Genomic DNA, 22,940 nt, shown 5'->3' with positions numbered 1-22,940 from the left:
CCTGCTCGGCGAGGGCGGCGAGCTGTGCGGGCAGGGTCGCGGCGGCGTCCTTCGCGGCGATGATCACGGACACGTCGACCATGCAGGGCCCCCCGGGGTGCGCAATCAGGACAATTCGCCCCCCAGCACATCACGGCGTCCGGCCCGGCGCACAGCACCGCACCCGGGCCACCGCGCCCGAGGCGCTGGCCGGGTGCTGAGGCGCGTGCGCGGCGCTGGAGAGTGTGCGCGGCGCTGCGAGCGCCCCGCCAGCGCCTCAGTACAGCTCGGGCCCGTAGTCGATCCGGTAGGTCTGCTCGCGCGGTCGTTCGCCGATGGGCTTCGCGGGGACGCCGCCGACGACCGTCCACGGCGGGACGTCCTGCGTCACGACGGCGCCCGCGGCGACGACCGCCCCCTCGCCGATCGTCACGCCGCGCACGACGGTCGACCGGCTGGCCAGCCACGCGCGGTCGCCGATGGTGATGGGACCGAGCCGGCCGGCGAAGCCCGGGTCGCGGTGGTCGTGGTCGGCGGTGACGAGCAGGACGTGGCTGGCGATGACGACGTCGTACCCGATGTCGATCCCGCCGCGCGCGTCGATCTGGCAGAACCGCCCGACGTGGCAGCGCCCGGCGATCCGGAGGTTGCCCGGCTCGAGCACCTCGGAGCTGCCGAACAGGTAGACGTGCTCGCCGAGGTCCGCCCCCAGGCGGCGCAGCGTCCGGATCCGCAGGGTGTTGCTGGGCACGTGCGTCAGCGCCCGGTTGAAGACGAGCTCGCCCCGTCGTCCCACGTCAGCCGTCCTTCCCGCGGGCCACGCCCGCGTGCTCGCGCGCCGGAGCGCCCCGCAGCCGCGCGGCGACGGCCGCCGGGCTGTGCTCGCGCCGGACCAGGTCCCGGCCCGCCTCGCCACGTCGCAAACGCTCGGCCGGGTCGGCGGTCAGCGCGCGGACGGCGTCCAGCAGCTCCCGCTCCCCCGCCGCGCCGTCGCCGACGACCTCGACCCGCGCCTCGTCGAACAGGTGCACCGCGCCGCGGGAGTCGTTGGAGACGACAGCGCAGCCGTTGCCGAGCGCCGCGACCAGCGGGCCGCTGACGGCGTACGCACCGCCGCCGCCCCAGCCGTCCCGCCGCCAGCGCACGACGACGGCCGCCCGGGCGAACGCCGCGCGGACACCGGCCTCCGAGAGGAAGCCGAGCAGCCGCACCCGGTCCGCCGTGCCGTGCGCCTCGGCCTCGGCGGCGATCCGCCGCCCGGTCTGCTCGGAGCACGCCCCGACGGCCAGCACCCAGCCCGGAGGGAGGTCGCCCGCCGCCCGGACGAGCGGCAGCACGTCCTCGGCGCCGGCGACGTACCCCGGGACGAGGACCTCGGTCCGCCCCTCGACCGGCGCGTCGGTGGCGGCGCCCACGTGCGGGACGTCCTGCACGGCGCGGCGCAGGCGGTGCGCGGACTCCAGGGCCCGGGCGCCGGAGGGCGACAGGCACAGCACCCGCTCGGCCCGGTGCAGCAGGTCGCGCTCCGCGCGCCGCCCGAGCGTCCCGGACAGCGCCGCGGCCACCCGGCGCCCCCCGCGCCGGTCGAGCAGCGTGGTGAAGAAGGCCCCGCCGGACAGCTCCGGCACGTCGTGCACCATCAACCACACCCGGCGCCCGCGGCGCGCGAGCCACCAGGCGGCCCAGAACTCCGCGAGCCCGCGGCCGGCCTGCTCGACGACGACCACCTGGCGCGAGTCGCGGGCCCGCGTGATCCGCGCGAGGCGCCGCGTCAGCCGTGCGGCCAGCGCCGCCGACTGCGACGCGGCGGGCGCGGGCGGCAGCTCGACGACCTCGACCTCGCCGAGCTCGGCGAGCACCGCGCGGAACGCCTCGGCGTAGGCGGCGACGCCGCTCGGGCTCGGGGGCAGACGGGTCACGTGCAGCAGGCGGAGCGACGCCGCGGGGGCCGGGGCCGACGCCGGGACCGCACCCTCGACGGCGGTCACCGCCCGCCCCGGGGCCACGCGGCGCAGGCCGTCGCGGGCGGAGACGGCGGTCCGCTGCGCACCCGCCACGACCCCGAGCAGCCGGGTCGCGGGCGCCGGCACGTCCTGGGTCAGCGTGCCGGTCCGCTCGGCCTCGAGCAGCGACCCGTACAGGTGGCCGAAGGTGTGCAGCGCGGCGACGGCGAACCCGGCCCGGCCGTCGCGCCACGCGCCGCTGTAGACCGTCGAGCGCAGGAGCTCCCGGATCAGCCGCACGGGGTCGTCCAGCCGGGTGAACCGGCCGGGGTTGTTGGCGGCGTACCGCAGGATCTTCTCGGTGGTCTGGCCGACGGACCGGAAGTTCAGGTGGGCGATGGCTGGCACGGACGCCGGGGCGTCGATCCCCCGGCCGTCGAGGACGGGCGGGACGTGCGCGAGCGCCGGCTCGGCGTAGCGGGCGCTGCCCCGGCGCAGCAGGGCGTACTTGGCGCTGCCCTGCAGGGAGTGCTCGAGCATGCGGCCGAACGCCACGTTGTCGTACCGGACGCGCACGCCGGCGACGTCGGCCGGGCCGTCGAGGACCGGCTGGAGCGCCGCGCGGTAGCCGGGCGGCAGGTGCTCGTCCGCGTCGACGAACAGCACCCAGTCGGTGGTCGCCGCGTCGAGGCCACGCTGCCGGACCTCCTCGACGACCGGGGCGTCCGGGACGGCCACCACGCGGGCGCCGTGCTGCTGCGCGACGGCGACGGTGTCGTCCGTGGAGCCCATGTCGCAGACCACGACCTCGTCGAAGCCGGCCAGGCGCGGCAGGCAGTCGCGCAGCAGGTCAGCCTCGTTGCGGGAGTACACGACGGCACTCACCGTGCTCGGGGGGGTCATGCGGTCGAGCGTAGATCGGGGTCCCCCGCAGGCGGCACCGCTCACCGGGTGAATCGGGACGAAAGGCGACATAGGCGACATGTCGGGCGGCTAGCCTCGGCCTGCGGGCGCAGCGTCCGCACCCCGAGCGCGGCCCTCCGCCAGCCCCGCCGGCCCCACCGAAGGAGCACCCATGAGCCACGTCGTCGTCGTCGGGACCGGCATCGTGGGGCTGGCGGTGGCGGCACGGCTCGCGGCGCGTGGCGACGAGGTGACCGTGCTCGACAAGGAGCACCGCCTGGCGCAGCACCAGACGGGCCGGAACTCCGGGGTGATCCACTCCGGCCTCTACTACCCCCCGGGCAGCCTCAAGGCGACGATGGCCGCGGCCGGCGCGCGGTCGATGACGCGGTACGCCCGCGAGCGCGGTGTCCCCGTCGAGATCTGCGGGAAGCTGGTCGTCGCCACGTCGGCGTCCGAGGTGCCGGGGCTGGAGAAGCTCGCCGACCGGGCCGTGGCGAACGGCGTCCCCGCCCGGCGGGTCGACGCCGCCGAGGCGCGCGAGTACGAGCCGCACGTCCGGGCGGTCGCCGCCCTGCGGGTGGAGTCGACCGGGATCGTCGACTACCCCGCGGTGTGCCGGGCGCTCGCCGAGGACATCACCCGCGCGGGTGGCCGGATCGTGCTCGGCGAGGAGGTCGTCGCCGCCCGCACCGTCCCCGACGCGCCGGGCACCCGGGGCCGGGTGGAGGTGCGGACCACCCGCGCGGACCGGGAGGCGGACGCCCTCGTGGTCTGCGCCGGCCTGCACGCCGACCGGGTCGCCCGCGCCTGCGGCCTGGAGCCGGAGGCACGGATCGTGCCGTTCCGCGGCGAGTACTTCGAGCTGACGCACGAGGCCGGGGAGCTGGTCCGCGGCCTGATCTACCCCGTGCCGGACCCGCGGTTCCCGTTCCTGGGCGTGCACCTCACGCGCGGCGTCGAGGGGCACGTGCACGCCGGGCCGAACGCGGTGCTGGCCCTCGCCCGCGAGGGGTACACGTGGACCGACGTGTCGCCGCGCGACCTCGCCGACTCGCTCTCCTGGCCGGGGCTGTGGCGGCTGGCCGCGCGCAACGTGGTCCCGGGCGCGGCGGAGGTCGGGCGGTCGCTGTCCAAGCAGGCGTTCGCGCGGAGCCTCGCGCGGCTGGTCCCCGGCATCACCGCGGCCGACCTGGTGCCCGCGCCCGCCGGGGTGCGCGCCCAGGCGCTGCGCCGCGACGGCGGGCTGGTCGACGACTTCCTGGTGCAGACCTCCGGCCGGCAGGTGCACGTGCTCAACGCGCCGTCGCCGGCCGCCACGGCGTCGCTGGAGATCGCCCGGCACATCGTCGAGCAGCTCGACGCGACGCTGCCGGCGGCGCGGGCGGCCTGACGCCGCCCGTCGGGCGCGGGTCAGCGGCCCGGGCGGTACCGCCCCGCGGCCCCGCGCCGGCGCTCCCTCAGGCCGCGGACCCCGGCCCGGCCAGCGGCGCGGGGACCCCACGCTCGCGCGGCGCGACAGCCCGCGCCGGGTCGGGCACGCTCACGGGGACGACCTGCACCGGCTCGGGCTCGTCGACGCGGCCGAACGCGTAGCCCGCGCCGAAGCCGACGTCCCAGCACCACGCCCCGAGCTCGCCGAGCGACCGGACGCGCGCGAGGTCGCCGGCGGTGGACGTGAGCCGCCGCAGGGCGCGCACGGCGCCCGGGGTGGCGCGGCGTCCGGCGTCGGCGATGCGCGCGCCGCTCAGGGCGGCGCTGGTGAGCGCCGCGCCGCCGAGCGCGCCGCCCACGAGGGTGGCGTCCGTGAGGGCCGCGCCGGTGAGCGCCGCCCCGGTGAACGCCGCGCCCGCGAGACCCGCCGCCCCGGCGCGCTGCTCGCCGCCGGCCGGGAGGGAGCCGGCGGCGAGGTCCAGCGCCGCGGGCGTCCCGGCGTGCAGGGCCGCGACCTCCTGGAGCCGCTGCTCCTGCTCGCGGTAGCGCCGCGACAGCCAGCGCTCGCCCGTGCCGTAGTGGAACCCCTGCCGCGCGGCGGACCGCAGGTCGCCCCGCAGCCGCACGTGCAGCACGGCGTCGGGGGCCCAGGTCAGCGGCACGCCGGCCAGCTGCACCCGCCAGCACAGGTCCGTGTCCTCGAGGTAGAGGCACCGCGGGTCGAACCCGCCGACGGCGCGGAACACGTCCGCGCGGATGCCCATGTTCCCGGCGCCGGCGGCGAGCAGCCCCGGCAGGTGCCGCGACTCCTGCAGCCCGTGCTGCTGCGGCAGCGTCCGGGAGCGCAGCGCGGCCGGCGAGTTGAGGCGCGCCCCCTCGAACCGGCCGGCGACGAACGCGTGCTCCCGCAGCGCGGCCCGCATGGCGAGCAGCCAGCCGTCGCCCACCACGTCGTCGGCGTCGCAGAACGCGACCAGCGGGGCGTGCGCGACGGACACCCCGACGTTGCGCGCGGCGCCCGCACCGGGGATGGCGGAGGCGTCGACGACGCGCAGCCGCAGCCGCCCGGCGTACGAGCGGGCCAGGGCCGCGGTGCCGTCGGTGGAGCCGTTGTCCGCGACCACGACCTCCCACGCGAAGGGCACGCACTGGGCGGCGAGCGCGTCGAGCTGCTCGGCGAGCGTGGCCTCGGCGTCGAACGCCGCGATCACGACGGTCAGCTCGACGTCGGACGCCGGCCGTGCGACACCGTCCCGCAGCCCGGTCATGACCACAGCTCCCGGAACACCGAGCGGACGCGGGGATGCGCGCGCAGCAGCCCGCCGACGGTGTCGAACCGCCACCCCTCGGCGAGCAGGGGGTCGACGAGCCCGGCGGTCACCGCCGCCCGGTCGAACCGCGGCAGCTCCTCCCCCGCCCCGAGCGTCTCGGGGTCCGCGCGGGTGTCGTGCAGCAGCAGCACGCCGCCGGGGTGCACGGACCGCCGGGCGCGGGCGGTGACCTCGGCCTCGGTGCCGTGCACCCAGTCCTGCGCCCAGCCGGACCAGATGACGACCTCCAGGCCCAGGCGCCGCCAGCCGCGCAGGGCGGCGGGGGTGTGCGCGCCGTAAGGCGGCCGGAACAGGCTCACGGGGACGCCGGCGACGGCCTCGACCCGGCGGCGGGCGTCCGCGACCACCGCCACGGCCTCGCGGGTCGGCAGGACGCTGAGCCGCGCGTGGTCCGCTCCGTGCAGGGCGAGCTCGTGCCCCTCGGCGACGATCCGGCGGACCAGCGCCGGGTGCGCGTCGGCGGCGTCGGCGAGGACGAAGAAGGTCGCCCGCACGCCGCGCTCCGCCAGGACGTCCAGCAGCCCGGGGGTGTGCGCGGGGTCGGGGCCGTCGTCGTAGGTCAGGGCGAGGACGGGCTCGACGGTCGCGACGCACACCGTCGGCGCGACCGGACGGAGCAGCGGCGCCGCGACGCGCAGCACGGGGTGCCGGCGCAGGGGCCGCGCGGCGGGGTCCGAGAACTCCCCGAGGTCCCGCCGGAGCACCAGCACGTCGCGGCCGGGGCGCGTGGTCGGTCGGGTGTCGCGGGTCGGAGCCTGCTGCTCGGCGACCATGGTTCCCCCTCGAAGCTGCGCTGCGGCGGAGGGTCGCTGCCGCCCGCCGGGAGACAGTGTGCCGCCGCACTCGGGCCCGATCTGTCCGTTTTGCGGCTTTTCACCCGTTCGCTCGACAGGGTTCACGCCCGACCCGTCCACGTTCGAGCGGTATGTCCGGTTTTCACCCGTTCATACCTGTCTGGGCGGAATTGCCCGGACTAACCTCGGGACAGGTCGTGGGTGCATCGCGACCGACCCCACGCCCCCCGCTTCCGAGGAGGAGCCATGACCGCTGGCGACCTGACGCCCGCCGACATCCCGGTGGTGATCCTGTGCGGCGGCATGGGGACGCGCCTGCGCGAGGCGAGCGAGAAGCTGCCCAAGCCGCTGGTCGACATCGGCGGCCGGCCGATCCTCTGGCACATCATGAAGACCTACAGCGAGCACGGGTTCCGCCGGTTCGTGCTGGCCCTGGGCTACAAGAGCGACCTGATCAAGCAGTACTTCCTCGACTACCGGCACCTGACCTCGGACTTCACGCTCCGGCTCGGGTCCGCCGACGAGCCCGTGTTCCACAACACGTTCGGCCGCGAGGACTGGGAGATCACCTTCGTCGAGACCGGCCTCACCACCGCGACCGCCGCGCGCATCCGCCGGGTCGCCGACCACCTGGACGCCCCGCGGTTCGCGCTCACCTACGGCGACGGCATCGGCGACGTCGACATCACCGGCGCCCTGCGCCACCACGTGGACCACGGCCTGCTCGGCACCCTCACGGGCGTGCACCCCTCCAGCCGGTACGGCGAGATGCGGGTCGAGGGCGAGACGGTCGTCGAGTTCAACGAGAAGCCCACCCTCGCCGACGGCTGGGTCAACGGCGGGTTCTTCGTCTTCGAGCGGGAGTTCGTCGACAAGTACCTCGACGACGACCCCGCCGTGATGCTCGAGAGCGCGCCGCTGCAGCAGCTCGCCCGCGACCGCCAGCTCTCCGTGTTCGAGCACGAGGGCTTCTGGATGGGCATGGACACGTTCCGCGACTGGACGGAGCTCAACGGCCTGTGGGACTCCGGCCGCGCCCCGTGGAAGATCTGGGAGGACTGAGCTCGTGCGCATCCTGGTCACCGGCACCGAGGGATACCTCGGGAGCCTGCTCGCACCGACGCTGCTGAGCCGCGGCGACGAGGTCACCGGCCTCGACACCGGCTACTACAAGAACGGCTGGCTCTACAACGGCGTGCGGGAGACCCCGCACACGCTGGTCAAGGACATCCGGCACGTCACCCCTGACGACCTGGTCGGGTTCGACGCCGTCGTGCACATGGCCGAGCTGTCCAACGACCCGATCGGCGACCGCATCGGGGAGGTCACGTACGACATCAACCACCACGGCTCCGTCGCGCTGGCCTCCGCGGCCAAGCGCGCCGGCGTCTCGCGGTTCGTCTACATGTCCTCCTGCAGCGTCTACGGCGTGGCCGACGGGACGGTCGACGAGACCAGCCCGACCGACCCGCAGACCGCCTACGCCCGGTGCAAGGCCCTGGTCGAGCGGGACGTCACGGCGCTGGCGGACGACGACTTCTCGCCGACGTTCCTGCGCAACGCGACCGCCTTCGGCGCCTCGCCGCGGCAGCGGTTCGACATCGTGCTGAACAACCTGGCCGGCCTGGCGTGGACGACGCACCGCATCGCGATGACGTCCGACGGCACGCCCTGGCGCCCGCTCGTGCACGGCCTGGACATCGCCAAGGCGATCCGCGCGGTGCTCGACGCCCCCCGGGAGTCCGTCCACGCGCAGGTGCTGAACGTCGGCGCCGACTCGAACAACTACACGGTCCGCGAGATCGCGGAGACGGTCGGGGCCGAGTTCCCCGGCTGCGAGGTGTCCTTCGGCGAGCCGAGCGCCGACAACCGGTCCTACCGGGTGTCGTTCGCGAAGATCCGCGAGGTGCTGCCCGGTTACGAGACCGACTGGGACGCCGCCGCCGGCGCCGCCCAGCTGCACCGCGTGTTCGAGCAGATCGCGCTCGACACCGAGACGTTCACCGGGCGGGGCCACACCCGCCTGGCGCAGATCGAGCACCTGCTCAAGACCGGCCAGGTGGACCCCCAGCTCTTCTGGACGGTGAACCCGTGAAGTACACCCCGACCGCCGTCGACGGCGTGCTGATCGTCGACCTGGAGCTGCGCGGCGACGACCGCGGGTTCTTCGCGCGCACCTTCGACGTCACCGAGTTCGAGGCCCACGGCCTCGACACGACCGTCGCCCAGTGCAACCTGTCGTTCAACCACCGCGCCGGCACCCTGCGGGGCCTGCACCGGCAGGTGCCGCCGTACGCCGAGGGCAAGCTCGTGCGGTGCACCGCGGGGTCGGTCGTCGACGTGGCCGTGGACGTCCGCCCGGACTCCCCCACCTACGGCGAGCACGTGATCGTGGAGCTGTCGGCGGAGAACCGGCGGGCGCTGTTCATCCCGCCGTACGTGGCCCACGGCTACCAGACGCTGGTCGACGGCGCCGAGGTCGTCTACCAGGTCAGCGGCCCGTACGCCCCCGAGGGCGAGCAGGGGTTCCGGTACGACGACGCCGCGTTCGGCATCGCCTGGCCGCTGCCGGTGACGGCGATCTCGGACAAGGACGCCGCCTGGCCCCTGGTCGAGCCCGCCACGGTCGCCGAGGGCGAGGCGGTCGCGCCGTGATCGTCGTCGACTCGCTGCTCCGGGCCCGCCAGGCCGACGGCGCGCCGATCCGGGTGGCCCTCGTGGGCGCCGGGTTCATGGGCCGCGGGCTGGTCAACCAGATCGTCAACTCCGTGCCGGGCATGGAGGTGGTCGCGATCGTCGCCCGCCGGCCCGAGCAGGGCGTGCGGGCGTACACCGAGGCCGGCCTGACCGGCGTGCTCGAGGTCGACTCCCCCGCGGCGCTCGCGCGGGCCGCCGCCTCCGGCACGCCCGCCGTGACCGCCGACTACCGCGTGGCCGTCGCGTCGGACGCCGTGGACGTCGTGGTCGACGTGACCGGCGCCGTCGAGTTCGGCGCGCACGTCGCGCTCGCCTGCTTCGAGCACGGCAAGCACCTGGTGCTGATGAACGCCGAGGTGGACGCCACGGTCGGCGCCGAGCTCGCGCGCCTGGCCGACAAGGCCGGCGTCGTCTACACCGGCTGCGACGGCGACCAGCCGGGCGTGCAGATGAACCTGTACCGGTTCGTCCGCGGGCTCGGGCTCACGCCCCTGGTCGCCGGCAACATCAAGGGCCTGCAGGACGAGTACCGCACCCCCACCACGCAGAAGGCGTTCGCCGAGCGGTGGGGCCAGGACCCGCACATGGTCACGTCGTTCGCGGACGGCACGAAGGTGTCGGTCGAGCAGGCGCTGGTCGCCAACGCCACCGGCATGTCGGTGCACCGGCGCGGGATGCTCGGCATGGACCACGACGGCCACGTCGACGAGCTGACCACGCGGTACGACGTCGACGAGCTCCGCGCGCTCGGCGGGGCGGTGGACTACGTGGTCGGCGCGAGGCCGGGTCCCGGCGTGTACGTGCTCGCCACCCACGACGACCCGAAGCAGCGGCACTACCTGGAGCTCTACAAGCTGGGCACCGGGCCGCTCTACTCGTTCTACCAGCCGTACCACCTGTGCCACTTCGAGGTGCCGACCACCATCGCCCGGGCGTTCCTGCTCGGCGACGCGACGATCCGCCCGCTCGGGGCGCCGAGCGTCGAGGTCGTCACGACCGCGAAGACCGACCTCGCGGCGGGCACGGCGCTGGACGCGCTGGGCGGGTACCACTACTACGGCCAGGCCGAGCGCGCGGACGTCACCCGCACCGAGCGGCTGCTGCCCGTCGGCGTGGCGGAGGGCTGCGTGCTGGTCCGCGACGTCCCGAAGGACGCGACGCTCACGTACGACGACGTCCGGCTCCCGGAGGGCCGCCTGGTCGACCAGCTCCGCGAGGCCCAGTCGGCCCTGGCCTGACGGCGCGGCTGCGCCCGCAGCACGGGACTGCGCCCGCAGCACGGGAGTGCGCCCGCTGCAGGGGGCGCAGACCCGGCCAGCGGGCGCAGTCCGCGCCGGGAGCCGGGCGGAGCCGAGCCGCGGCCGGGCCCCCCAGGGGGCGCGGACGGGCCGGCCGGAGCCGCCGCCGGGCGTCACCCGGATGCGCACCAGTTCACCCGGGACCGCCGGACAAATCGGACAAATGCGCTCATAGACTCACGACCAGGAACGGGCCTGGGGTGGACGACCCGTCCCCCTGAGGCCCCACGACCGACGACACCGGGGAGGGGGATCCGTGCCGGAGCCGACCGCCCCTGCCCCTGACGCCTCCTCCCCGCACCCGACCGCCCGCACCGGGCGCGGGACCGCCTGCCCCCAGGCGCCGCACGAAGGGCTGACCCGCCGATGAGCACGAACCCCAGCGACCTGCGCGCCCGCGCCGTGTCGTTCTACCTGCCCCAGTTCCACCCGGTGCCGGAGAACGACGCGTGGTGGGGCCCCGGCTTCACCGAGTGGACGAACGCCGCCAAGGCACGCCCGCTGTTCCGCGGGCACGACCAGCCGCACCTGCCGGCCGACCTCGGGTTCTACGACCTGCGGATGCCCGAGGCCCGGGAGGCGCAGAGCGACCTGGCGCAGCGGTACGGCGTCGAGGCGTTCGTGTACTGGCACTACTGGTTCGGCGGCGGCCGGCGCATCCTCGAGCGGCCGTTCACCGAGGTCCTCGCGTCGGGCGCCCCGGCGGTGAAGTTCTGCCTCGCCTGGGCGAACCAGACGTGGAGCGGCATCTGGCACGGCGCCAGCGACCGCATCCTGATGGAGCAGACCTACCCGGGGCCCGAGGACGAGCAGCGGCACTTCGACACCCTGCTGCCGGCGTTCCGCGACGAGCGGTACCTGCGCGTCGACGACCGGCCGGTGTTCTACGTGTTCCGGCCCGAGGACCTGCCGGACGCCGCGGCGTTCGTCGACCGGTGGCAGGGCATGGCCCGCGCGGCCGGCCTGCCCGGGCTGTACCTGGTGGCGGAGGTGTCGGACCTGCTCGGGCGCGGCCCGCGGTACACCGACGTGGACGCCGCCGGGTTCGACGCGGGCGTCTACATGCGGATCCCGGCGCGGACCACCCGCGCCGACGTGCTGCGGATGCGCGTGGGACGCAAGCTCGGCCGCCCGGAGATCTACCCGCACGCCGCCGACTTCCAGCCCGCGCCCGCCGGCATCTCCGAGAACCTGCAGCCGTGCGTGTACCCGAGCTGGGACAACACGCCGCGCTCGGGCACCCGGGGGCTGGTGGTCACCGGCTCGACGCCGGAGGTGTTCCGGCGGCACGTGCGGCAGGCCGTCGACACGCTGCAGGACCGCCCGGCCGCCGAGCGGCTGCTGTGGGTCAAGTCGTGGAACGAGTGGGCCGAGGGCAACTACCTGGAGCCGGACCTCGAGCACGGCCACGGCTGGCTGGAGGCCCTGCGGGACGGGCTGAGCGGCACCAGCACGCTCGCCACGGAGCCGGCGCGGGTGCTCACGCCGACCCCGGCGCTCGCCCCGACGGACGGGGTCGCGCATGGCTGACCGCACCGACGCGCCGCCCCTGCGGATCGCGATGCTGTCGTACTACCTGCCGTCGGGCAGCAAGATCGGCGTCGGCTTCCAGGCGCACGAGCTCGCGACCGAGCTGGCCCGCCGCGGGCACCACGTCGACATGTTCAGCGACTGCCCGCCGGTGCCGGGCGCGGAGTACGGCCACCGGCACGTCGCGATGTCCGGCTCCCTGCGCACCTTCCGGTTCGCGAGCGCGCTGCGCCGGCAGGACTACAGCGGCTACGACGTGCTGCACGCGCACGGCGACGACTACTGGATGTGGCGCCGCCGCGCGCCGCTGCACCTCCGCACGGTGCACGGCTCGTGCTTCGAGGAGGCCCGGCACATCCGCGGCGCCAAGGAGAAGCTGCGCATGCTGCTGCTCGGGTTCAGCGAGGTGCTGGCGTCCTTCGTCGCCGACCGCGTCGTGGTCGTCTCCCCGCAGACCCGGCGCTGGGTGCCGCGCTCGCACGACGTCATCCCCAACGGCGTCGACACCACCCGGTTCACCCCGGGCGACGACGCGGGCCGCACCGAGCACCCCGTGATCCTGTTCGTCGGCACCTGGCACGGCCGCAAGCGCGGCAAGGACCTGGCGGCGGCGTTCGTCGAGCACGTCCGGCCGCGCGTCGAGGGCGCCGAGCTGTGGATGGTCACGCGCGACGCCCCGGTCGACCCCGGCCCGGGCATCAAGGTCCTGGGCCGGCTGTCCGACGCCGAGCTCGCCGACGCGTACCGGCGCGCGTGGGTGTTCTGCCTGCCGTCCTCGTACGAGGGCTTCGGCATCCCCTACGCCGAGGCGATGGCCAGCGGCCTGCCGGTCGTCGCGACCCCGAACGTCGGCGCCCGGTACGTCAGCGACGAAGGCCGCGCCGCGGTGCTCGCCGAGCTCGACGACCTGGGGCCCGCGCTGGCCGACCTGCTGCTGGACGGGCCCCGCCGCGCGGAGCTCGCCGCCGCCGGGCTCGCCCGGTCCCGCACGTTCTCCCTGACCGCCGTCGCCGACGCGTACGAGCGCCTGTACCGCCGTCCGGCCCGGGGCACCCCGTCCCGGTCGTCCGCGACCCCCCGCACCACCGCCGCACCCGCCGGCCGACCCGCCCCTGAGGAGCGTTCATGACCGACGTCGCCATCCGCGCGAGCGGGGTGAGCAAGCACTACAAGATCGCCGCGAACGACGACAAGCCGTCGACCGCGGCGGAGGCCCTGGTGCACCGGCTCCGGCACCCCATGGAGCGCCAGCACTTCGAGGAGTTCCGCGCGCTGGACGACGTGGGCTTCGAGATCCCCTGGGGCGAGGCAGTCGGCATCCTGGGCCGCAACGGCGCCGGGAAGTCGACGCTGCTCAAGCTGCTGACCCGCGTCGCCGCCCCGACCCACGGCCGCATCGAGCTCGGCGGCCGCGTCGGCTCGCTGCTGGAGGTCGGCACCGGGTTCCACCCCGAGCTGACCGGCCGGGAGAACGTGTACCTCAACGGCACGCTGCTCGGGATGCGGAAGTCGGAGATCAAGCGCCGGTTCGACGAGATCGTGGCGTTCTCCGGCGTCGAGAAGTTCCTCGACACCCCGGTGAAGCGGTACTCGTCGGGCATGTACGTGCGGCTCGCGTTCGCGGTCGCGGCGCACCTCGACACGGAGATCCTCGCGATCGACGAGGTGCTGGCGGTCGGCGACGCGGAGTTCCAGGCCAAGTGCATCGACCGGATGAAGACGGTCGCCGCCGAGGGCCGGACGGTCCTGTACGTCAGCCACCAGATCCAGACCGTGAAGGCCCTCTGCACGACCGCCCTGTACCTGGAGCACGGCGGGCTGGTCATGCACGGCGACGTGGACGACGCCATCGAGCTCTACCAGACCAGCCGGGACCGCGCGGCGCTCAGCCAGACGGACATCGACCGGCGCCCCGGCACCGGCGAGCTGCGGATCACGTCCGCGACGATCTCGAGCCCGCTCTACCGGACGGTCGAGTCGAAGACCATCGAGTTCCTGGTCAACGCGAACCCCGACTACATCGGCAAGTACTTCGTCTCCTGCCACGTGAACGACCGGCACGGCACGACGATCCTGCAGTGCGACTCGCGCGTCACCGGCCTGTGGCTGGACCCGGCGCAGGAGCAGAAGATCGCGCTGACCATCAACGGCCCCTGGCTGAAGCCGGGCGAGTACTCCGTGGACCTGTACGTCTGCTCCTCCGGCGTGCTGGACGCGTTCGAGGGCGCCGGCCGGTTCGAGATCCACCCGGTGCTGCCGTACCCGCAGGCCGTGTCCGACGAGGGGCTCGACGCCGGTCTCGTCCTCGCCGACTTCGACTACGAGAGGCGCTGACCCGTGGCCGCCGCACGCACGATCGTCATCACCCCGCCCGGCCGGCTGCCGCTGCCCGGCTGGCGCGAGCTGTGGGAGGCCCGCGAGGTCTTCACCCGGTTCGGCACCCGCGACCTCAAGCTCCGGTACCGGCAGACCGCGCTCGGCGTGGTCTGGGTGGTCCTGCAGCCGCTGCTGAGCGCCGGCATCTTCTCGATCGTCTTCGGGCAGATCGCCGACCTGGGCAGCGACGGGGTCCCGTACTTCGTGTTCACGTTCGCCGGCATGCTCGCGTGGACCCTGTTCAACGGGATCGTCACGCGCGCGGCGCCGTCCCTGGTGAACAACCAGGCGCTGGTGTCGAAGGTGTTCTTCCCGCGCATGCTGGTGCCGCTGTCCTCGATCCTGTCGGTGATGGTCGACTTCGCCGTCGCCGCCGTGCTGATGGTCGGGCTGCTGGTGTGGTTCGGGATCTTCGCGGGCTGGGCCCTGCTCACGCTCCCGCTGTGGATCCTCGCGGTGGTGCTGCTGGGCAGCGGCATCGGGCTGCTGAGCTCCGCGCTGATGGTCCAGTTCCGCGACGTGGCGTACATCGTGCCGTTCGCGATGCAGACGCTGCTCTACGCGAGCCCGCTGGCGTACTCGCTGAGCGAGGTCGGCGACAACATCCGGTGGCTGTTCGACATCAACCCGCTGACCTGGCTGCTCGAGGGCTTCCGGTGGGCGCTGCTCGGCCTGGCCCAGCCGCCCGGCTGGCAGATGGTCGCCGCGGCCGTCACGAGCGTCGTGGTGTTCGTCGCCGGGGCGCTGGTGTTCTCGAAGATGGAACGCGGCTTCGCGGACGTGATCTGACGTGACCTCGACGCCGGCCCCGACGCCAGGCCAGGAGCCCGCCGGCCGCACCGGTCGCGGGCGCCGGGGCGTGGTCCTGGGGCTGACCGCCGTCCTGGCCGCGTCCGCCGGCATCGGTGGCTGGCAGCTGGCCACCCAGCGGTCGGGCTCCGGGGACGACGCCGTGGCGGCCGCGCCCGCGGCGGGCGACACGTCCGCCCGCATGTGCGGCGTCGCCGACACCGACCGGTACGCGGCGCTCGCCGCGGACGCGCCCGTCGCGACGGTCGAGGCGCTGGTCGCCGACGCCGGCGAGGACGTGCCGACGCAGCTCGCGGCCGTGGAGGGGCACGTCGCGGCCCTGCGCCAGGACGGCGGCACCACGACGATCAGCCGCTGGACCGAGGACGGGCGCGCCGGGACGCCGGTGACCGTGGAGGCCGGGTCCGAGGACGCGGCGCCGAGCAGCTTCGCCCTGACGGAGGACGGCGGCGTGCTCGCGGCCGACGGGTCCCGGTCGGGCACGACCGTGGGGCTGTGGACCGACGGCGACGAGCCGGGCACCACCTGGGACCTGGCGGACCTGGACCGCGGCCGGGTGTCCGCGGTGCTGGGCTGGACGGCCGGCCACGACGACGTGCTGGCCACGGTCGTGCTCAGCGGCTCGCACCAGCTCGCGCTCCTCAAGGCCGACGGCACGGTGGACGGCGACGGGCCGGAGCTCGACTGGGACGTCTACCCGCGGTTCTACCCGCAGGACGACGGCACGCTCGCGGTGCTCAGCGACGCCGACGAGCAGTCCTCGTCCATCTCGCTGGTGCACTACGCCGCCGACGGCACCCCCGGCCTGCGGGTTGAGGGCACGCTGTCCGGCGAGTCCGCCAACGGCCGCGAGTCCACGCTGGACCACCCGACCGGCGTCGCGACGGCGGCCGACGGCGGGCTCCTGCTCGCCGGCCCCACGTGGCGGCTGGTCGAGGTCGGCCCCGACGGCGTGTGGCGGCGCATCGCGCTGTCCGGCGAGGGCCAGGGCTCGACGTTCCGGTTCGCCGACCTCACGCCGTTCGTCCGGCAGGGCGACGCCGTGTACTTCTTCTCCCCGCGCGAGGACGGCGCCGGGCTGCAGCTGTCCCGCGTCGGCGACGCCGACCTGGACCTGCTGCTCGACGCGCCGATCACGTGGGACGTCAACCACGCGTCCACGCTCGACCGGCTCGGCTACGGCGCCGGCCTGGCCACCGACGCGGTGGACGACTACTTCGGGCCGGACGCGACGCCCGCGGTGCACGCGGACTTCGCCCCGTGGTGGGGGGACCTGGCCGACACCTACGAGCTGCGCTACGAGGTCACCGGCGACCCGTGGCTGGACCCGCCGGTCGAGCCGGCCTCCGGCACGGTCGCGATCCCCGCGGACGGCGGCGAGGTGCCGCTCACGCTCCCCGACGCGCGGCCGGGCCCGTACGAGGTGCACGCCGAGCTGGTCGAGAAGGCCACCGGCGAGGTCCGCACCGCCACGTGCCTGCGGTACGCCGTCGGGGCCCCCGGCTCCACGTACGACCCCGCGTCGCTCGCCGACGGCGCCGACTGGGGCGGCCCCGGGCCGCTGCGCGGCGTGCAGCTCGCGGCGCAGCTCGGCATCGGCAGCCACCGCGTCCAGCTGGACTTCGGCCGGCTCGTGCCGGACGTCGCCGCGACCCCGGCGGTCGGCGCGCTGGACCTGTCGTCGCTGCCGGGCGCGGAGGACGGCGACCCCTACGCGGGCATCGCCGCGGCCGCCGCGCTCGCCGCCGGCACCGACGTGCAGCTCTACGTGCAGGTCGGCCAGGGCGGCGAGGCGGAGCAGGAGGCCGTCGCCTCCGGGACCTGGGGCGCGTGGGTGCGGGTCATCGCGACCGCCCTGCGCACCGGCGCCCCCGACCTGCACCTCTGGGCGCCGTGGAACGAGCCGAACAACACCGGCTTCGGCGACGGCGCCGACTACGCCGTCCGCGTCCAGGCCCCGTTCGCCGAGGCCGTGCGCGCCGCCGACCCGCAGGCGCGGATCATCGGCGGCAACGCGCTGAACGTGGTCGTCCCCTGGTACCAGCAGCTGGTCGACGGCGGGGGCTGCACCTCCATGGACATCGTCGGCATCCACCCGTACACCGGCTTCAACCGGTCGTGGGACGAGGAGGGCGCCGACGGGCCGATCGGCCAGATCACCGCGGTGAACGAGCTGCTCGCCCAGTGCGGCGCCGACGCCCCCGAGGTCTGGGACACCGAGTCCGGCTGGTGGTCCGACGGGCCGGTGAGCCACTGGGCGCAGGCGTACGACGTCGCGCGGTCGCTGCTGTGGATGTCCGAGCTCGGGGTCGACGAGTGGATGTACTTCTTCAGCGAGGGCGGCTGGGGCGAGGGCGGCTTCACGTGGTCGCTCGTGCAGCTCGGGTCGTTCGTGAAGCCGGGCGCGCTCGCCATGGCCACCGTGTCCGGGGCCCTCGACGGGCGGGGCGCCCCCGACGTGCTGGACACCGGGGACCCGGCGCTGCACGCGATGGCGTTCGGCGCGGCCGGGGGCGCCGACGCCGGCAACCCCGCGGCGGACCCCCTCCTGGCCGTGTGGACGCAGGACGAGGTCACGGACGTCGCCCTCACGGCGGCGACGGCCACCACCGTCACGGTCACCGACCTCTACGGCGGCACCCGCACGCTCGACGTGGCGGCGGGCGCGCCCACGGCCCTGCGCGTGACCGGTGCACCCGTGCTGCTCACCGCCCCCGAGGACGCCGCCCTGTCGGTCGCACCGGCCACGCCGCGCGGCACGAACCTGCTCGCGGGCGGCACCGCCACGGCCAGCTCGACCACCGAGGGCACCGACCCCGCGGACCTCGTCACCGCGGAGGGCGCCGGGTCGAACCCGTGGCGCGCCGCCGGCCGCACCGCCGACGGCCCGGACACCGAGCCGTGGGTGCAGGTCGACCTCGCGGCACCCGCCACGATCGACCGCGTCGTCGTCGAGAGCGCCGGCATCCGCTGCTGCACCTCCGGCGTCAAGGCGTACACGGTGAGCGTCCAGGACGCCGAGGGCGCGTGGCACGAGGTCGGGAGCCAGGACGGCCTCTTCCTCGCGCGCACCTCCGAGGTGGCGTTCGAGCCCGTCGAGGCCACCGCCGTCCGCGTCCAGGCACCGAGCACGCGGACCCGCGGCATCACCGTGCCGGACGTGAACTACTCCGGCCAGTCCGGCGGCCTCCTGCCCGCGTGGGAGCCCGTCCAGGCCGAGCCGACCTGGCCCGTGTCGCTCGTCCGGCTCGCCGCGTACGGGCCGGCGGCCGCCGGGTGACGCCGGCACCGCGACCATCCACCACCCGCACGACCACCCGGAGGGGACGACGATGACACCCAGGGCCACCGTGGGCATCCCCGTCTACAACGGCGAGAAGTACCTCCCGGCCGCGCTCGACTCCGTGCGCGAGCAGGACCTCGAGGACATCGAGATCGTCATCTCGGACAACGCCTCGACGGACGCCACCGAGGAGATCTGCCGCGCCGCCGCCGCGGAGGACCCGCGCATCCGGTACCACCGGCAGGAGCAGAACCGCGGCGGCCGGTGGAACTTCAACCACCTGGTCGAGCTGGCGCGGGCGCCGTACTTCACCTGGGCGGCGGCGGACGACGTCCGGCGGCCCGCGTTCGTGCGGCGCTGCCTGGAGGTGTTCGCCGACTCCGACCCGGCGACCGTGCTGGTCTACCCGCGCACGCAGATCATCGACGCCGGCGGGGTGGTCACCGAGGACCTCAACGACGCCGACCTGGCCTGCGACGAGCCGACCCCGCACGAGCGGATGGGGCACTTCCTGCGCGCGCAGGCGGCGCACCTGTTCTACGGGCTGCACCGCACCGACGCGCTGCGCAGCACCCGCGGCATCCGGCCGACCGTCGGCAACGACCTGGTGATCCTCGCCGAGCTCGCCTGCCGCGGGCCGCTCCAGCTGGTCCCCGAGCAGCTGTTCCTGCAGCGCCGGCACGCCGAGCAGTTCTCCGCCCAGGGCCAGGGCCAGGTCGCGTGGCACGCGCCGTCGGCGTCGGTGCGGTTCGCGTTCCCGCACACCAAGGTCAGCGTCGAGCTGGTCCGCGGGGTGCTGTCCTCGCGCCTCGACGCCGCCGAGACCGCGCGCTGCCTGGCCACCATCCCGGTGGCGTGGACGCTGCCCCGGTGGCGCGGGCCGGCCGCGGACGTCTGGGCGGCCCTCGGGCTGGAGCCGCGGAGCAGCCGGCGATGACCGCGGGCGAGACCGGGACCGCGGGGCTCGCGGGCGCAGCGGGCACCGCGGGCGCAGCGGGCACCTCGGGCGCGGCCGGCACTTCGGGCGCGGCCGGCACCGAGCGCACGGCCGGCGCCGCGCGCGTGCCCGAGGTGCACGTGCTCACGCCGGGCGACCACTTCTCCCCCCGGACCGGCTCCGCGATCCCGACGGTGGTCGACGGCCTGTGCGCCGCCCTGCCGGAGGGCACGGTCCCGCGCCCCCGCGTCGTCGTCGCCGACGGCACCTACCCCGACCGCTACGCCAGCGCCGACCCGGTCGGCTACCCGCTCGTGACGGCGCGCCCGGCGGACCGGTACCTCGACGCGCTCGCCGGCCGGCTGGACCTGCCGCGCCCGGGCGTCCGCCGGACGCTGCGCCCGACCCTCGCGGACCAGGACGCGTGGCCCGCCGGGGTGGTGCTCGCGCACAACGCCCCGCAGCTGGTGCCGTTGGTGCACGACCGGCACGCCGCGGTGCTGTACGCGCACAACCTGCTGCTGCGCACGTACTCGGTGAAGGAGGCCGACCGGGTGCTCGGGCGCGCCGCGGCCGTCGTCTGCGTGAGCGGCGCGCTGGCCGAGCAGACCGCCGCGCACCTCCCGGCGGCGCTGCGGGGCCGGCTGCGCGTGGTGCCCAACGGCGTGGACACCGCCCGGTTCTCCCCCCGGGCGGACCCCGCGCGCGCGGAGCGGCTGCGCGTCGTGTTCGTCGGCCGGATGATCCGCGACAAGGGTGCGGACGTGCTGCTCGACGCGGTCGCCCGGCTGGCGCGCGACGACATCGAGCTGACGCTGGTCGGCTCGCAGAACTTCGACGCGGGCGCGACGCCCTCGCCGTACGAGCGGGACCTGGCGGCGCGGGCGGCGGCGCTCGGCGACCGGGTCCGGCTGCTGCCGTTCACCCCCCGGGCCGAGGTAGCGGACGTCTACCGGCGGGCGGACGTCGTCGTGGTGCCGTCCCGGTGGGCGGAGCCGTTCGCGCTGACGGTTATGGAGGGCATGGCGTCGGGCGTCCCCGTCGTGGCGTCGGCGATCGGCGGCATCCCCGAGGTGATGGGCGACGCCGGGGTGCCGGTGCGGCCCGACGACCCCGCGGACCTGGCCGCGGCCCTGGAGGCGCTGGCGGACGACGAGGCGCTGCGCCGCCGGATCGGGAAGACGTGCCGGAAGTGGGCGCTCGCCCACGACTGGGCGTGGTCCCGCGGCCGCCTGGACGCCGTCCTCACCGAGGTGGCCGGCGTTTCACCCACGCCGGTCGGGTGAACCTTTTGCCCCAGTTGTCCGAATTGTCGCGATGACCGGCACGATGGTCCCCATGCGCGTCCTGCGGATCTCCCACAGCGCCGTCGTCACGGCGTGGCGCGGGCGGGAGGACGCCCTGCGCGCCCGCGGGCTCACCGTGCGCACGCTCAGCGCCCGCACATGGGCGGAGGGCGGCCGCGACGTCGACCTGGAGCCGCGGCCGGGCGAGGACGTCGTCGGGGTCCGCACCCTCGGCTCGCACCCGAACGTGTTCCTCTACGACCCGCGGCCGATCTGGCGGGCGCTCGGCGAGGACTGGGACGTCCTGGACCTGCACGAGGAGCCCGCGGCGCTCGCCACCGCCGAGATCCTGCTGCTCCGCGCCCTGCGCCGGGTCCGCACCCCGTACGTCCTGTACTCCGCGCAGAACCTCGACAAGCGGTACCCGCCGCCGTTCCGGTGGTGGGAGCGGCTCGCCCTGCGCGGCGCCGGCGCGGTCAGCGTCTGCAACGCCGAGGCCGGCGAGGTGCTCCGCCGCAAGGGGCTGACCGCGCCCGCGCACGTCATCGGGCTGGGCGTCGAGCCCCCCGGCCCGCAGCACGACCACCCGGGCGCCGACGGCGGCGCCCCCCTGGACGCCGGCGTAGTCGGTGCGGCCGCCCCCGCGCGCACCGGCTACGTCGGCCGGCTCCTGCACCCCCACAAGGGCCTCGACGTGCTGCTCGACGCCGCCGAGGCCGACCCGCGGCTGCACGTGGCGATCGCCGGCGCCGGGCCGTACGAGGCCGAGCTGCGCCGCCGGGCCGCGGGCCCCGCGCTCGCCGGGCGCGTCACGTTCCACGGGCACCTGGCCGGCGAGGAGCTCGTGGCGTTCTACCGCGGGCTCGACGTGCTGGCGGTGCCGTCGGTGCCCGCACCCGGCTGGCTGGAGCAGTTCGGCCGCGTGGCCGTCGAGGCGATGGCCGCGGGCGTGCCCGTCGTGGCGTCCGACAGCGGCGCGCTGCCCGACGTCGTCGGCGGCGCCGGCATCCTCGTGCCCGCCGGGGACGCCGCCGCCCTGGCGCGGGCGCTCGCCGGGGGGCTGGACGACCCGGAGCGCGCGCCCCGGATGCGCGAGGGCGGCCTGGCCCGGGCGGCCGAGTACACGTGGGACGCGATCGCCGACCGGTACGAGGCGATGTACCGCTCGCTCCCCACCCCCCCCACCTCCCCCACCCCCGCACTCCGTCGAGGTCGGCAGTCCCGCGCGAGATCGGCACCTGCACCTGCCGACGCCGGCACGGGACTGCCGACCTCGGCGGCGCGGGCGGACGCGGCGGATGCGGCGGACGCCGTGGAGGTCGTCGTCGTCGCGTACGGGGCCGCCGGGCTGCTGGAGCGGGCGCTCGCCCCGCTGGCCGGCGCGCTGCCCGTCACCGTGGTCGACAACTCCGGGGACGCCGCCGTCCGGCGGGTCGCGGAGGCGGCGGGCGCGCGCTACGTCGACCCCGGCGCCAACCTCGGGTTCGGCGCGGCCGTGAACGTGGCCCTGCGGGACCCGCAGGTGCCCGGCGCCGACGTGCTGCTGCTCAACCCGGACGCCCGGATCGACGTCGACGGGGTGCGTGCCCTGCACCGGCGGCTGCGTGCCGAGCCGCGCGCCGCCGCGGCGGGGCCGGCCCAGACCGACGACGGCGGGGCCGCCGCGCGGGTGCTGTGGCCGTTCCCGACGCCCGCGGGCGTGTGGCGTCAGGAGGCGGGGCTCGGCGTGCCGGAGACCCGCGAGGGCTTCGTCATCGGCTCGGTGCTGCTGCTGCGGGCGGAGGCCCTGGCGCAGGTCGGCGGCTTCGACGAGCGGTACTTCCTGTACTCCGAGGAGACCGACTGGCAGCGCCGCGCGCACGACGCCGGCTGGCGCTCCGTCGTCGCCGACGAGGTGCGCGCGCAGCACGTCGGCGGCGGGACCAGCACGGACCCGACCCGGCGCGAGACGCACTTCCACGCCTCCCAGGAGCGCTACCTCCGCACGCACCACGGAGCCGTCGGGTGGACGGTCGCGCGGGCCGCGGTCGTGCTCGGCAGCGTCCCCCGGTCGGCCCTGCCCGGCGACCGCGGGCGCGCGGCGCGCCTGCGCCTGCGCCTCTACCTGCGCGGTCCGCTGCGCGCCGAGGCCGCGCTCGGCGACCCCCGCGCACCGCGCGGCCACGGCACGCCGCCGTCCCCGGCGCGCGCCACCCCTGAGTCCCTCGAGCGGGAGGCCGCGGCATGACGACCACCACCACCCGCCCCGTCCCGGAGGCGCCGGCGCCGGGCACCACCGCCGAGCTCGCCCCCGGCGTGGCCCCCGCCGCAGCGTCCCCGGCCCCGGCGTCCTGGAGCGG

Annotated in this window: 17 protein-coding genes; 13 read left to right on the top strand and 4 right to left on the bottom strand. The window is 75.8% G+C overall.

What is annotated here, in order from left to right; genetic code table 11:
- Positions 1–256: 256 nt before the first annotated feature.
- On the bottom strand, positions 257–775 hold the full coding sequence (locus QNH85_RS13195; protein ID WP_213283146.1) for an acyltransferase: 519 nt from the start codon (positions 773–775) through the stop codon (positions 257–259).
- Position 776: 1 nt separating this feature from the next.
- Positions 777–2,825 (bottom strand): glycosyltransferase, encoded by a 2,049-nt coding sequence (locus QNH85_RS13190; protein WP_282947097.1) that lies wholly within the window; start codon positions 2,823–2,825, stop codon positions 777–779.
- Between the two features lie 172 nt (positions 2,826–2,997).
- Between QNH85_RS13190 and lhgO the strand changes: the two genes are divergently transcribed.
- A complete protein-coding gene (gene lhgO, locus QNH85_RS13185; RefSeq protein WP_282947096.1) occupies positions 2,998–4,218 on the top strand; it encodes an L-2-hydroxyglutarate oxidase in 1,221 nt (406 codons plus the stop codon).
- 67 nt (positions 4,219–4,285) lie between these two features.
- On the opposite strand, the gene QNH85_RS13180 is transcribed toward lhgO, so the two are convergent.
- Positions 4,286–5,527, bottom strand: coding sequence for a glycosyltransferase family A protein (locus tag QNH85_RS13180; protein WP_282947094.1), 1,242 nt, complete (start codon positions 5,525–5,527; stop codon positions 4,286–4,288).
- A complete protein-coding gene (locus QNH85_RS13175) occupies positions 5,524–6,363 on the bottom strand; it encodes a polysaccharide deacetylase family protein (RefSeq protein WP_282947091.1) in 840 nt (279 codons plus the stop codon). The genes QNH85_RS13180 and QNH85_RS13175 overlap by 4 nt, the downstream gene beginning before the upstream one ends.
- Before the next feature lie 267 nt (positions 6,364–6,630).
- Between QNH85_RS13175 and QNH85_RS13170 the strand changes: the two genes are divergently transcribed.
- From QNH85_RS13170 to QNH85_RS13115, 12 genes are all read left to right on the top strand, one after another.
- Complete coding sequence (locus QNH85_RS13170; RefSeq protein ID WP_213283152.1) at positions 6,631–7,446, top strand: glucose-1-phosphate cytidylyltransferase; 816 nt, start codon at positions 6,631–6,633, stop codon at positions 7,444–7,446.
- A gap of 4 nt (positions 7,447–7,450) precedes the next feature.
- The gene (locus tag QNH85_RS13165) at positions 7,451–8,479 is read left to right on the top strand and encodes an NAD-dependent epimerase/dehydratase family protein (RefSeq protein ID WP_282947089.1); all 1,029 of its coding nucleotides are present in this window, start codon (positions 7,451–7,453) and stop codon (positions 8,477–8,479) included.
- A complete protein-coding gene (rfbC, locus tag QNH85_RS13160; protein WP_282947088.1) occupies positions 8,476–9,039 on the top strand; it encodes a dTDP-4-dehydrorhamnose 3,5-epimerase in 564 nt (187 codons plus the stop codon). Before QNH85_RS13165 ends, rfbC begins: the two co-directional genes overlap by 4 nt.
- On the top strand, positions 9,036–10,319 hold the full coding sequence (locus QNH85_RS13155) for an NAD(P)H-dependent oxidoreductase (RefSeq protein WP_282947086.1): 1,284 nt from the start codon (positions 9,036–9,038) through the stop codon (positions 10,317–10,319). Before rfbC ends, QNH85_RS13155 begins: the two co-directional genes overlap by 4 nt.
- A 426-nt stretch (positions 10,320–10,745) precedes the next feature.
- Positions 10,746–11,909 carry a glycosyltransferase WbsX family protein gene (locus QNH85_RS13150; protein WP_282947085.1) on the top strand — a complete coding sequence of 388 codons (1,164 nt, stop codon included), beginning with the start codon at positions 10,746–10,748 and terminating at the stop codon, positions 11,907–11,909.
- Positions 11,902–13,038, top strand: coding sequence for a glycosyltransferase family 4 protein (locus QNH85_RS13145; RefSeq protein ID WP_282947084.1), 1,137 nt, complete (start codon positions 11,902–11,904; stop codon positions 13,036–13,038). Before QNH85_RS13150 ends, QNH85_RS13145 begins: the two co-directional genes overlap by 8 nt.
- Positions 13,035–14,243: an ABC transporter ATP-binding protein gene (locus QNH85_RS13140; protein ID WP_213283158.1), complete on the top strand. Its 1,209-nt coding sequence runs from the start codon at positions 13,035–13,037 to the stop codon at positions 14,241–14,243. The genes QNH85_RS13145 and QNH85_RS13140 overlap by 4 nt, the downstream gene beginning before the upstream one ends.
- A 3-nt stretch (positions 14,244–14,246) precedes the next feature.
- Complete coding sequence (locus tag QNH85_RS13135; RefSeq protein ID WP_213283159.1) at positions 14,247–15,074, top strand: ABC transporter permease; 828 nt, start codon at positions 14,247–14,249, stop codon at positions 15,072–15,074.
- Between the two features lies 1 nt (position 15,075).
- A complete protein-coding gene (locus QNH85_RS13130) occupies positions 15,076–18,375 on the top strand; it encodes a discoidin domain-containing protein (RefSeq protein ID WP_282947080.1) in 3,300 nt (1,099 codons plus the stop codon).
- 52 nt (positions 18,376–18,427) lie between these two features.
- Entirely contained in the window at positions 18,428–19,315 is an 888-nt protein-coding gene (locus QNH85_RS13125) for a glycosyltransferase family 2 protein (RefSeq protein WP_282947078.1), read from the top strand.
- On the top strand, positions 19,312–20,601 hold the full coding sequence (locus QNH85_RS13120) for a glycosyltransferase family 4 protein (protein ID WP_282947076.1): 1,290 nt from the start codon (positions 19,312–19,314) through the stop codon (positions 20,599–20,601). The genes QNH85_RS13125 and QNH85_RS13120 overlap by 4 nt, the downstream gene beginning before the upstream one ends.
- Before the next feature lie 31 nt (positions 20,602–20,632).
- Positions 20,633–22,828, top strand: coding sequence for a glycosyltransferase (locus tag QNH85_RS13115; RefSeq protein WP_282947075.1), 2,196 nt, complete (start codon positions 20,633–20,635; stop codon positions 22,826–22,828).
- Positions 22,829–22,940 lie beyond the last annotated feature (112 nt).

The sequence above is a fragment of the Cellulomonas endometrii genome, assembly GCF_949769265.1.
In the GTDB taxonomy this organism is placed as follows: Bacteria; Actinomycetota; Actinomycetes; order Actinomycetales; family Cellulomonadaceae; genus Cellulomonas; species Cellulomonas endometrii.
The sequence above is the reverse complement of the archived record's forward strand: the minus strand, read 5'-3'. Positions and strand labels throughout refer to the sequence as shown.